This window comes from Helicobacter canadensis MIT 98-5491, assembly GCF_000162575.1.
GTDB lineage: Bacteria > Campylobacterota > Campylobacteria > Campylobacterales > Helicobacteraceae > Helicobacter_D > Helicobacter_D canadensis.
Genome location: NZ_CM000776.2, coordinates 167,044 through 179,887 on the forward strand (window position 1 = coordinate 167,044; position 12,844 = coordinate 179,887).

A 12,844-nucleotide genomic window follows, 5' to 3' on the forward strand; every position below is an offset into this window, starting at 1 on the left:
TAGAGTAACTCTAATATTTTATAATTTCGTATGCTTTATGGCTTTAGATTCTTAGTAGATAATAAGGAGGCATTTGTGGCTTATACAATTATTGAGGTAGAAAAAAAGACAGGAGTGTCTTCTCATACCTTGCGTTTTTGGGCGAAGAAAGGCTTATTCCCTTTTGTAGAAAAAGATGACAATCAAGTTAAATATTTTAGTGAGCGTGATGTGGAATGGGTGCGTTGGATTAATTGGTTTCGTAAAGCCCAAATGGATATTCCGACAATTAAATATTACATAGAGCTTGCAAACAAGGGTGATTGTACAGCAAAAGAGCGACGAGAAATGATTGCTAGGCAAAAAGAGATTGTTACAGATGCTATTGAGGAGCTACAATCTGTGCTTGAAACGCTAAATTATAAGCTTGGTGTTTATGATGAAATGCTGCATAATAATATCGATGGGTTTAATCCACAAAGCAAACAATACAAAGGTTGTAAAAAAGACTGCAAAAAGGAGAATGCATGAAAAATATATTGCTGATTAATGGAAGCAAAAAGTTTGGTAGTAGTGAAGGTAGGCTTTCTGCGACTTTGCAAGAAGTGGCTAAAGAAACATTGCAATCTTTTGGGTGCAATATCGTAGAAACACATATAGATAAGGGCTATGAGATAGAATCTGAAGTGCAAAAGTTATTAGATTCTGATGTATGGATTTATCAAATGCCTGGTTGGTGGATGGGTGAGCCTTGGATAGTAAAAGAATATATAGATAAAGTATTTATGGCAGGAGCTGGAAAATTTTGTGCTAGCGATGGTCGCCATAGCAATAACCCAAGCAAAAATTATGGCAAAGGTGGCTTATTGCACGATAAGAAATATATGTTTAGTCTTACTTGGAATGCACCCATTGAGGCATTTACAGACAAAGATGAGTTTTTTGGTGGTGTGGGTGTAGATGTCGTGTATTTGCATTTGCATAAGGCACACGAGTTTTTGGGTATGCAGGCTTTGCCGACATTTATTTGCAATGATGTGGTCAAAAACCCACAAGTAGAACAATACATACAAGAGTATAAAGCGCATTTGCAAAAAGTGTTTGGTTAAAATAAGGATAAGATTATGAATGTTTTTGAGAAAGATTTGGCTGGTGTGCCACTAGATTCTAGAGATCCTGAAGTCGCACCTATCATCGAAGTGATTAAGCACACGCAAAAACTCATCACCAAGCTTAATAATGGAGAAAAAAGCGAGGAGCAAGTGCGTGAGATTTTAAGTCAAATTATGGGAAGAGAGGTGGATTCTAGTTTGTGGCTTTTACCACCTTTTTATACGGATTTTGGGCGTAATATATATTTTGGCAAAAATGTTTTTGTTAATACCGCTTGCACATTTATGGATCGGGGCGGAATCTATATTGATGATGAGGTGTTTATCGGACCAAAAGTTAATCTCATCACCATTAACCACGACATTAATCCCTATAATCGCACTACTACCATTTGCAAGCCTATTTATATCCAAAAGCGCGTGTGGATAGGTGTAGCAGCAACTATTTGTCCGGGTGTTAGGATTGGTGAAAATTCTATCGTGGGTGCTAATGCAGTCGTTACCAAAGATGTCCCGCCAAATTCTATCGTGGGCGGAAATCCTGCAAAACTTATCAAAAAAATAGAGATAGAAAATTATAAATAGGATTCGTAGAAAAAAGACGATTAACGAGGAGATAAATAGAAATTTTTGAGAGTAAATTTATTATAAATTTTTAAATACATATTGTATTTTTTAAAAAAATATGCAATAATATCCGTCAAACTAAAATTTCATAAAAAGGATCATAATGAGTAGTATCGTTGGATTTCCTCGTATCGGACAAAATAGAGAGCTGAAAAAAGCTTTAGAGGCATTTTGGGCTGGAAAATGTAGCCAAAGTGATTTAGAAAACGTAGCCAAAGATTTGCGCAAAAAGCATTGGGAAGCACAAAAACATCTTGATTATGTATGTGTCAATGACTTTAGCTACTATGATAATATTTTGGATCTTGCCTATGCGCTTGGCGCAAAGCCACAAAGATTCAAAGACTTAAGCGGTTTGGAGGGATATTTTGCTATGGCACGCGGACATGCAAAAGGTGTAGCGTGTGAAATGACAAAATGGTTTAACACAAACTATCACTATGTTGTCCCAGAGCTTAGTCAAACAGATGTATATCAAGCACAGATTCAAACACTAAAGGATCAATACAATGAAGCTAAAGCGCTAGGATATACGCCAAAGATTTCACTTATAGGACTTTTTACATTTTTTGGATTAAGCAAAATTGCACAAGGTGATCCAAAAGCTATTTTTGCAAAGCTTAAGAGCGCGTATTTAGATTTGATTGATGAGATTGCCAAACTAGATTTGGAAGTTGTGATTGAATTTAGTGAGCCTATTTTTGTGCGTGGATGGCACAATGATACGCCACAAGCACAATGTGTCTATGATAAACAAGCTATTAAAGAAGTGTATGAAAGCATTGCACAAAAAGGTATCAAAACTATCGTAACAACTTTTTTTGAGCATAGCAATGAGCTTACAGAAGTTTTATTGCAAACAAGCATTTATGGTATAGGACTTGATTTTATCGCAGGGGCTAAAAATACACAATCTCTTGGCGCTATCGCAGCAAGCAACAAGGTGCTTTTTGCAGGGCTTATTGATGGGCGTAATATTTGGGTAGCAGATTTAGAATCTAAACTCAAAACATTAGAATCTATCACAGCACAAATTCCAAAAGAGCGCGTAGTAATCACTACTTCTTGCTCACTTTTGCATGTGCCTTTTGGAAAAGATGATGAAAGCAAAATGGATTCACAGATTCTAAGTTGGATTAGCTTTGCAAAAGAAAAACTTGAAGAATTAAGAGCGCTTGAAGATCTCTTCAAAAATGGCGTAAATGGAGAAAGTAAAGCATTTTTTGAAGCCAATAAAGCCATTAATAATGCACGTAAAACTTCTGAAAAAACAAACAATAAAGCTGTACGCGATCGCGTGAGCAAAAATACACTAAAAAGCCGCGATGTAGCTTTCAAAGATCGTATTAAGATTCAACGAGATGAGCTAGGTTATCCAGATCTTGCGACAACAACAATTGGTTCATTCCCTCAAACACCAGAACTTCGTGCATTGCGTTTGGGGTATAAAAAAGGTGAGATTAGCAAAGATGCGTATGAAGCAGGAATCAAAGAATACATACAAGATTGTGTGAAGTTTCAAGAAGAAATTGATTTAGATGTTTTGGTGCATGGAGAGCCAGAACGCAATGATATGGTGGAGTATTTTGGGGAGCAGCTTGAAGGTTTTGTGTTTAGTCAAAATGGTTGGGTGCAAAGCTATGGTAGCCGCTGTGTGAAACCACCTATTATTTTTGGTGATGTAGCACGACCTAAGGCAATGACGCTTGATTGGATTTTGTATGCACAAAGTCTTACGAAAAAAATTATGAAAGGTATGCTAACAGGACCTGTAACGATTCTAAATTGGAGCTTTGTGCGCGATGATATGACGCGCTCACAAGTATGCGAACAAATTGCATTAGCCATTGCTGATGAGATTGATGATTTGCAAAAAGGCGGAGTGAAAATCATTCAAGTCGATGAGGCAGCCTTTAAAGAAGGGTATCCTTTGCGCGCAGAAAATATCAAAGAATATGAGCGATGGGCACTAGAGTGCTTTAAGGTTTCTACCGCAGTAGCAAAGGCAAATACACAGATTCACACACATATGTGTTATAGTGAGTTTAATGATATTATTAAAACTATCGAAGCAATGGATGCTGATGTGATTAGTATAGAAACTGCAAGAAGCGGAAATGAGTTGCTAAAAGTCTTTAAGGAAGTTGGCTATACACATGAAGTAGGACCGGGTGTGTATGATATTCATAGCCCTAGAATCCCAAGCACACAAGAAATCATCGATCAAATCAAAGCGCTTTTGGAAGTATTGCCAAAAGAACAATTGTGGATTAATCCAGATTGTGGGCTAAAAACTCGAAAATGGGAAGAAGTCAAACCAAGTCTTAAAAATATGGTTGAGGCAGTTAAGGCTGTGCGAGGCACATTAAAATAATTTTTAAAAATCAAGTAAAAGACAATGGAGTGCTTGTAAGCTAATTTGGTGGTAATTAAAGGCATCTACTATATTGCTACAAGCATCCTAGCAAAGATTATAAAAAATACACAAATAAAAAGTATAAACAGAAGTTGCGGAAAAAAGCAAATATATAGAGTAAGGCAAATTCCAGCAAGGAATTAAAAGAAGTTTTAAAAACTTATAAATTTTACAAGTTAGAATTTGGTAATATTCCTAAAATTTTAAGTTTTTGGAGACTTTTAAAATATGGAAACAATAGTAACGCGTTTTGCCCCATCCCCTACAGGTTACCTACATATCGGCGGTCTTAGAACCGCACTTTTTAATTATCTTTATGCAAGAGCTAATAAAGGCAAATTTCTTTTAAGGATTGAAGACACAGATTTAGCAAGAAATTCTACCGATGCAAAAGAGGCTATTATTCAAGCTTTTGAGTGGGTTGGAATGGATTATGATGGTGAGGTCGTTTATCAAAGCCAGAGATTCCCACTTTATCAGCAATATATTGAGCAACTTTTAAAAGAGGGTAAGGCGTATTATTGCTATATGAGTAAGGAAGAATTGGATTTATTACGCGAGGAGCAACGCAAAAGAGGAGAGACACCGCGTTATGATAATCGTTATCGTGATTTTCAAGGGACACCCCCAAGTGGAATACAGCCAGTAGTGAGAATCAAAGCACCTTTAAGTGGCGAGATTTGCTTTAAGGATGGTGTGAAAGGTGAGATGAGAATTAACGCAAAAGAGCTTGATGATTTTATTATTGCAAGAAGCGATGGGACACCAACTTATAATTTTTGTGTAGCAATCGATGATGCGTTAATGGGGGTTACAGATGTTATTAGGGGTGATGATCATTTGAGTAATACGCCTAAGCAGATTATTATTTATGAGGCTTTAGGATTCAAGGTGCCGCGATTTTTTCATGTGCCAATGATTCTTAATCCACAAGGGCATAAGCTTAGCAAACGCGATGGTGCAATGAGTGTTATGGAATATAAAGAAATGGGTTATTTGCCAGAAGCACTTTTGAATTTCCTTGTGAGACTTGGTTGGAGTCATGGAGATCAAGAGATTTTTAGCAAAAAAGAAATGTTAGAGTTTTTTAACCCCAATGATTTGAATTCAGCCCCTTCGGCTTATAACCAAGAGAAGCTTTTATGGCTTAATAGCCATTATATTAGAGAATTGAGTAATGATTCTTTGAATATGCTTTTGAGTGAGAATTTCAATGTGGAAACTCCACAAGAAAAAGTGCAAGAGATTTTGTATCCAGAAATCAAAGAGCGTTCTAAAACTTTAGTAGATTTTGTGGAGATTTTAAAAGATTGTTTGCAAGAACCAAAAAGATATGATGAAAAGATGCAACATAAGGTTTCTAGTGAAGAAAATATTAGACTTTTAGGAGAGTTTTGTGCCTATATCAAAGCACTTAAAAAACCAATAGGAACTGCACAAGAAGCTGAAAATGAGATGGCAACTTTTGCAGATTTTCACGGAATCAAAGCAAAAGTATTATTTGTGCCTTTGCGTTATGCTTTGCTTGGTAAGAGTGGGGGGGTTGGTATAGCTCCGCTTTTAGCATGTTTAGATAAAGAGGAAATTGTTAAGAGAATCCAAGCAGCTATTCAAACTTTAAAGAATTAAATGGAAGCGATAGGTAAAGGGCTTTTAATCTTTATAAGCTTGTTTTAAGGCTTTGCGTAATTCTTTGACTTTCTTTTTGGGGATGATGATTTCGCACCGCGTGTCGCTATCCTTTTTATCATTTGGGCAAAAGGAAATTGAAATCATTGAATGCTTTTTGCATTCTTTTTTGGGACTATTAATTTTAGAGATTACGATGCTTGATTCATCGTTTGGTTGATTATCAAGTGCGATGGTATAGACAAGCTTTTTGATTTTTTGCTTCATTTTAGTCTTTTTGCGATTCTTTTTTCAGCATTTTTTTGAAAAGGGCTTGTAATTTTAACCAATCTTGAATTGGTAAAAGTGGGTGACCAGAAAATTTTCCAAAAGCAGGGACGCTTTTTGCAATCGCTGCCTTTGCACCAATTTGAGTGAATTCACCAATATGCAAATGCCCAGCACTTCCGCTTTGTCCGCCTAGCACTACATTACGCCCTGTTGTGGTAGATCCAGAAATTCCTGCTTGAGAAACAATAATAGAGTGTTCGCCAATCTCACAATTATGTCCAATTTGAACAAGATTATCAATTTTAGTGCCTTTACAGATGCGTGTTTGCCCAAAAACTGCTCTGTCTATAGAGGTATTAGAGCCGATTTCAACTTCACTTTCAAGCACAACTTTGCCATTATGGTGGATTTTAATATGTTGTCCATCTTTGGTGTGAGCATAGCCAAACCCATCGCTTCCAATGACAGAATTGGCGTGAATACTCACATTATCTCCAATTTCACAATCATTATAAATGCAAACATTAGGATAAAGAATGCAGTTTTTTCCAATTTTGACATTTTCGCCAATTACAACACCTGCCATTACTACAGAATTTTCATCAATCTCACTGCCATTTCCAATTGTAGCATTATGAGCAATTGTGGCATTTGGGGCAATTTTTGGAGGAATTTTGGAGCTAAAAAGTGGTTTGGCAAAAAATTTTGTTAAATATGCCATTGCTAGGTAAGGGTTTTCACTTACAAAAGCAAGGGAGGTTTTGGGAAGATTTTTAACATAGGCTTTACGCGTGAGAATCACTTTGGCTTTAGTTTTTTCAATATCGGCTAGATATTTTTCTTTTTCTAAAAATGTAAGGGAATCACAAGTAGCCTTTAGGGGTGATTCAATATGGGTAATCGCTTCAGAATCAAAAAAGCTAGAATGTTCTATCCAATCTTTATTCTCTTCATTCCATTGTAAAATCTCACCTAAAACTTCTTTTTCTTTTAAAAAGCTAACAATTTGATTGAGTAACATTATCTTCCTTAATTGACTTCAATGGCTGAAATACCGCTTCTTGTAATATCTTTTGGCTTATAGATTTGGATTGCTTGGAGTAAGCTATTGATTCGCATATGGCAATCACAAGCCATAAAAATTGCGTATTTTTCATTGACTTCTAGTAATTTTCCATTGTAACTTGCAAAAATAGTTGAGAGCTCACTAAGAGATTCTTTATTGGAGAATTTTACAAGCACCGATTCTTGTTCAATAATTTGCTCATCTTCTAAAACTTTTAAGACAGGGATGAGTTTGTGGAGTTGTTTTAGAATCTGTTCTAATACTTTCTTATCCCCTTGTGTTGTAATGGTTATTCTAGAAAGATTGGTATCAAAAATAGGTGCTACGGTGAGTGATTCGATATTATACCCACGCCCTGCAAATAATCCACTAATTCTTGATAACACTCCATGCTCATTTAAAACCGTTACGGTAATAACGCGTTTAATCTCCATAGCTTACTCCTTATACTCTAACATCATATTAAACAATGCTCCACCAGTTGGCACCATAGGTAAAACATTTTCAAAACGATCAATTCGCACATCAAGCAAAGCAGGTTTGTTTGAGTTAATAGCTTTATTGAGACATTGAACGAATTCTTCTTTTGTATGGACAACAAACCCAACTCCTCCAAATGATTCGGCAAGTTTGACAAAATCTGGTTGGAGTTGCAAGTCGGTTTCAGAATAGCGATTTTCATAAAAGAAAGTTTGCCATTGTCTTACCATACCTAGATAATTATTGTTTAATACAATATTGATTACAGGAATCTGACTTGCTAAACAGGTCATTAACTCTTGAATATTCATCAAAATACTTCCATCTCCGCTAATATTAATGGAAGTTTTGTCTGGAAATGCCTTTTTAGCTCCCATTGCAGCAGGCAAACCAAAGCCCATAGTTCCTAAACCGCCGCTTGTGATGAATTGACGCGGAAAGCTAAAAGGATAAAATTGTGCTGCCCACATTTGATGTTGCCCAACATCAGTAGAGATTAATGCTTCTTTGCCTAGAATCTCACCTATTTTTTTAATAACCCATTGGGGCTTTAAAATCTCTTCAGAATCTTCATAGCTTAAAGGATGGAGTTTATCATAGCGTTCTAGTGTCTCCCTCCAAGCAAGAATATTTTTAACTTCATAATCTTCTTTGATTAATCCTGAAAGCTCTTCTAAGACACTACTAACATCCCCAACGATAGGATAAGTTACATCAACAATTTTGCTAATACTACTTGGATCAATATCAACATGCACGATTTGTGCGTATTTAGCAAATTCACTTAGCTTGCCTGTTACCCTATCATCAAACCTTGCTCCAAGTGCGATAATAAGGTCAGTCTCGCTCATTGCCATATTGGCAACATAACTTCCATGCATTCCCACCATTCCTAATAAATCGGGATGATTATGAGGCATTACTCCCCTTGCCATAAGTGTTTCAACAACAGGAATGTGTGTGATTTCACAGAATTCTTTGATGAGATTGGTGCTTTGTGAAGCCACACAGCCACCACCAAGGTATAAAAGCGGTTTTTTGGATTCTTTAATGGCTTGAGCTACTTTTTTGATTTGGCGTGGATTGCCTTTGTAAGTTGGTTTATAGGTTTGGAGTTTGATTTCATTTGGATAGTTGAATTCACCAATTGTTGCACTAATGTCTTTAGGTAAATCAATATGTACCGGACCAGGACGCCCACTTCTAGCGATATAAAAAGCTTCTTTTAGGATTTTAGGCAATTCTTGAATATTTTTAACAAGAAAATTATGTTTGGTGCAAGGACGAGAGATTCCCACAGCATCAATTTCTTGAAAAGCATCCGTTCCAATAAGGCTTGTTGGGACTTGTCCGCTAATAATGACAAGAGGGATTGAATCCATATAAGCCGTTGCAATTCCCGTAACAGCATTTGTAAAGCCAGGTCCGCTTGTTACAATAGCTACTCCTACTTCTCCACTTGCTCTAGCATAACCATCAGCAGCGTGGATTGCCGCTTGTTCGTGGCGTGTGAGAATGTGCTCAAAGAAGTTTTGTTTGTAAATCTCATCATAAATATTTAAAGCCGCACCACCAGGATAACCAAAAACTACTTTTACGCCCTCATTTTTAAGAGCGTGGATAACCATTTCAGAGCCGTTTAATTGCATAGCAAATCCTAAATTTTTTTAGTTTATTTTAATAAAAAAAGCTTGATTAAAGCTTACAAAAGATTTATTTGCATAATTTTTTTAGGCATTCACAAAGATAGTGGAGATCTTTTTTGCGATGTGTGTAATGCAAACTCACACGAATCCAACCGGGTTTTTGAGTAAAAGTTGTGTTGTCTTCTAAATTGAGTAAATCATGACCATAAGGTCCAGCACAAGAACAACCTGCACGCACCAAGATTCCATAGTTATTTGAAAGTATAGTGGCAATTTCATAAGGGGATTTTTCTTGGATATTAAATGCAAAAGTTCCAATAATGTTGTAGTTTGGATTGCCATAAAGAGTGATTTTAGGGTGAGTTTCTAAAAATTCTTTAAAGATGCAAATGAGTTTTTCTTTGGTTTGCATAATCCATTCTTGCCCAATTTCTTGGCGTAATTGGTAGGCTAAACTCGCTCTAATAAACTCTAAAATCCCAGGTGTTCCTGATTCTTCGCGAATTTCTTCATTGGCAAAATAAATTTGACTTGTGCGTGAAACATAGCCCACCACACCACCACCACAAAAAGTAGGAGGCAGAGTTTTGTTAATTAAATTGCGTTTAATAATAAGGATTCCACTACTTGAGATTCCGCCTAAGAGCTTATGTGGAGAGAGAAAAGCAGCATCATAAAAAGAGCTTGGAATATCAAAATAAGCAGAAGAGCTTGCCATATCAAAGCATACGATTCCGCCATATTGTCGGATTAGATTTGAGATTTGCATAAAAGGGCTTAGAATCCCACTAACATTTGAAGTAAGTGAGAAAGAAGCAATGATTTTGCGATGAACATTGGTAATTAAAGTTTGTTCTAGAGCCTTTAAATCTACTAAACCTTCCTCATTAAGTGGGATTCGTATTACTTCGCATAAGCCTTCTCTAAAGCTTAATTCATTGCTATGGTGTTCATAGGGTCCAACAATAACAAGGGGTAATTTAGAGGAATCAATTTCGTGAAGTTTGAGGGTTTTTCTAGTTTGGGGTGGGAGATAGATTCCTAGGATTTCTTGAAACTTTTTGATAGCAGCACTTGAGCCAAAGCCACAAGAAATGAGTGCAAAGCTAGAATCAAGCCCAAAGATTTGTTTTAGATTCTTGCGTGCTTGTTCATAAGTGTCGCCGATGATTTTAGAGTGAAGTGAGCTTTCAGAGTGTGGATTGGCATAAAAGGGGAGAATCTTTTTGATGCGTTTTTCTATGCATTTTGCAGCCAATCCACTTGCCGTCCAATCAAAATAATATTTGTTTTTTGCTAGTAAGATTTCTTTTTTAAGCAAAGCCTTTTTTTCTTTAGTGTTTAGATTTTTAAAATTATGAGGCAATAAGGGGGCGAAAAAATCTTTTTCCACTTTTGAAATCTCCCATTTTTATTTGGCATATTAGCATAATTGTGAGTGTTTTAGGAATTTTGTTTGTTAATTTTAGAGTCTGTTTTTTAAGGAGCTTTTGCTATACTTTGTAAATTTTTTTGGAGTGATTGTGTTTTATGGATAGCCTTATTACTTTTGGTGTGATTTCGTTGTTAATTGTTGTAGCCCCTTTTTTTAGTGCATTGACAAGATTGCCTTTAGTGGTAATAGAGATTATGCTTGGAGCGTTGGCATTTTATTTTGGTTTTTTTAAGCACTTTGATTCTTTAGAGTTTGTAGCACATATTGGGTTTTTGTTTTTAATGTTTTTGTGCGGTTTGGAAGTGGATTTAAAAACTTTCAGTAGGCTTGGAGTTGGGTTTATAAAATCAGCTAGTGTGTATTTTTTTATGCTTTATGGTGTGGCGGTTTTATATGTGTTTTATAGCGGATTGTCTGTGTTTTATATTGCGGCTTTGCCAGTTATGAGTTTAGGGATGATTATGGCACTTTTGAGAGAATATCCTAAAAACACACAATGGCTTCAAATGGCATTAAATGTTGGGATTTTGGGGGAGCTTATTAGTATTGTAGTGTTGGTGCTTTTAAATGGTGTGTATTCTTATGGAATTACTTGGAAGCTTTATGAAACACTTTTTGTGCTTTTTGCCTTTTTGGGTGTTATTGTGGGGATTTTTAAGGTAGCAAATGTTCTATTTTGGTGGTTTCCAACATTGAAGTTTTATGTGATTCCGCAAGATTCAAGTAAGAATCAAGATATTCGTTTTAGTGTGATGTTGTTTTTAACAATGATTGGAATCGCACAAATATTGGACTTAGAACGCGCGCTTGGTGCGTTTTTGGCAGGGATGATTTTGGCAACTTATTTCCATCATCAAAAGGGCTTAGCAGAAAAACTTAATGAAATTGGTTTTGGCTTTTTTGTGCCATTGTTTTTTGTGTATGTGGGATCGACTTTGGATTTGGATTTGATTTTTCAAAAACCGCATTTGTTTTCAGAAGTGTTTGTGATTATTGTAGTAATGGTGCTTTTACGAATCATTGGTGCTTTTGTGGCTTATAGAAAATATTTTGAAAGCTACAAAGAAGTCTTGCTTTTTGCTTTTAGCCATTCGATGCCACTTACTTTTTTGGTAGCAACAGCACAGCTTGGAAAGCAATTTGGGGCTATTAGCACAGAAGAATATTATGCGTTTATTATCGCAGCTCTCTTAGAAGGGATTTTATTGACTATTTGTATTAAATTAATTAGTAATTATAAGGCTAAAGACACTATTAGCCTTACTTGATTTAGAAAATTTCATAGAGTGAATTGGCTTTTTCCATCCATTTTGCTAATTCTTCCCATTTTTCTTCTTTGATAAGGGAAGTTGCAAATTCTAATTCTTTTTGAAAAAAATCAAGAGATTTTAGCAATTCATTTTTATTTTGTTTGGCAATATCGCTCCACATTCTTGGAGAGCTTTTAGCGATTCTGACCATACTTTTAAACCCTCCACCTGCAAGGGCTAAAATATCTTTTGGGTTTTGTTGAGAGAGAACGGTGTTGGCAAGAGCATAGCTGATAATATGAGGTAAATGGCTAATAAATGCAGCGTGATTGTCGTGAGATTTGGAGTCCATTTTGATGATATTCATTTTAAGAGAAATGAATATTTCTTTTGCCATTGCTGCCTGAAATTCTCCGCTTTGCTCCAAATCGGTTAAAACTACAATGTGATGAGCGAGTAATTCTTTAAAAGCTGCTTTGGGACCAAAGTTTTCTGTCCCACTCATAGGGTGTGCACAAACAAAATTTTTGCGAATCTCTTGGGGAATATTTTGAGAGATAAGGTATTTAGTGCTACCTAGATCAATGATGGTTGTGTGTGGAGCGATTCCTATTAGTTTGGGTAGAATTTCCAAAATTGCCTCAACAGGAGTGGCAAGAAAAATAACATCACAAAGTTTGATTTCATCAAGCTCCACTCCCTCATCAACCAATCCTAGAGAAAGTGCTTGTTGTAAGTGGATTTCGTTATTATCTAATCCTACAATTCTCTTAAACATTCCCGTTTCTCTCAAAGCTAATCCTAAAGAACCGCCAATTAATCCTAATCCAATGATTCCAGCTTGCATTTTTACTACTCTTCTTACAAAATAATTTTTATAAAATTATATATTTTATTTGCTTTAGTTTTGTTAGCTTTAAACTCAAAAAAGATA

The 12,844-nt window shown here is 35.9% G+C and carries 12 protein-coding genes; 6 read left to right on the forward strand and 6 right to left on the reverse strand.

The window, feature by feature from the left end:
- Positions 1–75 precede the first annotated feature (75 nt).
- From HCAN_RS00890 to gltX, 5 genes are all read left to right on the forward strand, one after another.
- Positions 76–510 (forward strand): MerR family transcriptional regulator, encoded by a 435-nt coding sequence (locus tag HCAN_RS00890; RefSeq protein ID WP_006655993.1) that lies wholly within the window; start codon positions 76–78, stop codon positions 508–510.
- The gene (locus tag HCAN_RS00895; RefSeq protein ID WP_006655992.1) at positions 507–1,088 is read left to right on the forward strand and encodes an NAD(P)H-dependent oxidoreductase; all 582 of its coding nucleotides are present in this window, start codon (positions 507–509) and stop codon (positions 1,086–1,088) included. The genes HCAN_RS00890 and HCAN_RS00895 overlap by 4 nt, the downstream gene beginning before the upstream one ends.
- A gap of 15 nt (positions 1,089–1,103) precedes the next feature.
- The gene (locus tag HCAN_RS00900) at positions 1,104–1,676 is read left to right on the forward strand and encodes a sugar O-acetyltransferase (protein WP_006655991.1); all 573 of its coding nucleotides are present in this window, start codon (positions 1,104–1,106) and stop codon (positions 1,674–1,676) included.
- Between the two features lie 145 nt (positions 1,677–1,821).
- Entirely contained in the window at positions 1,822–4,092 is a 2,271-nt protein-coding gene (metE, locus tag HCAN_RS00905; RefSeq protein WP_006655990.1) for a 5-methyltetrahydropteroyltriglutamate--homocysteine S-methyltransferase, read from the forward strand.
- 270 nt (positions 4,093–4,362) lie between these two features.
- The gene (gene gltX, locus HCAN_RS00910) at positions 4,363–5,763 is read left to right on the forward strand and encodes a glutamate--tRNA ligase (RefSeq protein ID WP_006655989.1); all 1,401 of its coding nucleotides are present in this window, start codon (positions 4,363–4,365) and stop codon (positions 5,761–5,763) included.
- Positions 5,764–5,787: 24 nt separating this feature from the next.
- On the opposite strand, the gene HCAN_RS00915 is transcribed toward gltX, so the two are convergent.
- From HCAN_RS00915 to HCAN_RS00935, 5 genes are all read right to left on the reverse strand, one after another.
- Positions 5,788–6,030, reverse strand: coding sequence for a hypothetical protein (locus tag HCAN_RS00915; RefSeq protein WP_006655988.1), 243 nt, complete (start codon positions 6,028–6,030; stop codon positions 5,788–5,790).
- 1 nt (position 6,031) lies between these two features.
- The gene (lpxD, locus tag HCAN_RS00920; protein ID WP_006655987.1) at positions 6,032–7,054 is read right to left on the reverse strand and encodes a UDP-3-O-(3-hydroxymyristoyl)glucosamine N-acyltransferase; all 1,023 of its coding nucleotides are present in this window, start codon (positions 7,052–7,054) and stop codon (positions 6,032–6,034) included.
- A gap of 8 nt (positions 7,055–7,062) precedes the next feature.
- Positions 7,063–7,533, reverse strand: a complete 471-nt coding sequence (gene ilvN / locus HCAN_RS00925) for an acetolactate synthase small subunit (RefSeq protein ID WP_006655986.1) — start codon at positions 7,531–7,533, stop codon at positions 7,063–7,065.
- Positions 7,534–7,536: 3 nt separating this feature from the next.
- Positions 7,537–9,228: an acetolactate synthase large subunit gene (locus HCAN_RS00930; protein WP_006655985.1), complete on the reverse strand. Its 1,692-nt coding sequence runs from the start codon at positions 9,226–9,228 to the stop codon at positions 7,537–7,539.
- A 64-nt stretch (positions 9,229–9,292) separates the two neighbouring features.
- Positions 9,293–10,591, reverse strand: coding sequence for an aminotransferase class V-fold PLP-dependent enzyme (locus tag HCAN_RS00935; RefSeq protein ID WP_050755420.1), 1,299 nt, complete (start codon positions 10,589–10,591; stop codon positions 9,293–9,295).
- A 164-nt stretch (positions 10,592–10,755) separates the two neighbouring features.
- Between HCAN_RS00935 and HCAN_RS00940 the strand changes: the two genes are divergently transcribed.
- Positions 10,756–11,928, forward strand: a complete 1,173-nt coding sequence (locus tag HCAN_RS00940; protein ID WP_006656700.1) for a cation:proton antiporter — start codon at positions 10,756–10,758, stop codon at positions 11,926–11,928.
- Position 11,929: 1 nt separating this feature from the next.
- On the opposite strand, the gene HCAN_RS00945 is transcribed toward HCAN_RS00940, so the two are convergent.
- On the reverse strand, positions 11,930–12,757 hold the full coding sequence (locus tag HCAN_RS00945; RefSeq protein ID WP_006656701.1) for a prephenate dehydrogenase: 828 nt from the start codon (positions 12,755–12,757) through the stop codon (positions 11,930–11,932).
- Positions 12,758–12,844: the final 87 nt, after the last annotated feature.

Bases quoted from the DNA above. Each gene is read 5' to 3' on its own strand.
- HCAN_RS00895 (WP_006655992.1), top strand. From the start codon at position 507: ATGAAAAATATATTGCTGATTAATGGAAGCAAAAAGTTTGGTAGTAGT.
- HCAN_RS00900 (WP_006655991.1), top strand. From the start codon at position 1,104: ATGAATGTTTTTGAGAAAGATTTGGCTGGTGTGCCACTAGATTCTAGA.
- metE (WP_006655990.1), top strand. From the start codon at position 1,822: ATGAGTAGTATCGTTGGATTTCCTCGTATCGGACAAAATAGAGAGCTG.
- gltX (WP_006655989.1), top strand. From the start codon at position 4,363: ATGGAAACAATAGTAACGCGTTTTGCCCCATCCCCTACAGGTTACCTA.
- ilvN (WP_006655986.1), bottom strand. From the start codon at position 7,533: ATGGAGATTAAACGCGTTATTACCGTAACGGTTTTAAATGAGCATGGA.
- HCAN_RS00940 (WP_006656700.1), top strand. From the start codon at position 10,756: ATGGATAGCCTTATTACTTTTGGTGTGATTTCGTTGTTAATTGTTGTA.
- HCAN_RS00930 (WP_006655985.1), bottom strand. From the start codon at position 9,228: ATGCAATTAAACGGCTCTGAAATGGTTATCCACGCTCTTAAAAATGAG.
- HCAN_RS00915 (WP_006655988.1), bottom strand. From the start codon at position 6,030: ATGAAGCAAAAAATCAAAAAGCTTGTCTATACCATCGCACTTGATAAT.
- lpxD (WP_006655987.1), bottom strand. From the start codon at position 7,054: ATGTTACTCAATCAAATTGTTAGCTTTTTAAAAGAAAAAGAAGTTTTA.
- HCAN_RS00945 (WP_006656701.1), bottom strand. From the start codon at position 12,757: ATGCAAGCTGGAATCATTGGATTAGGATTAATTGGCGGTTCTTTAGGA.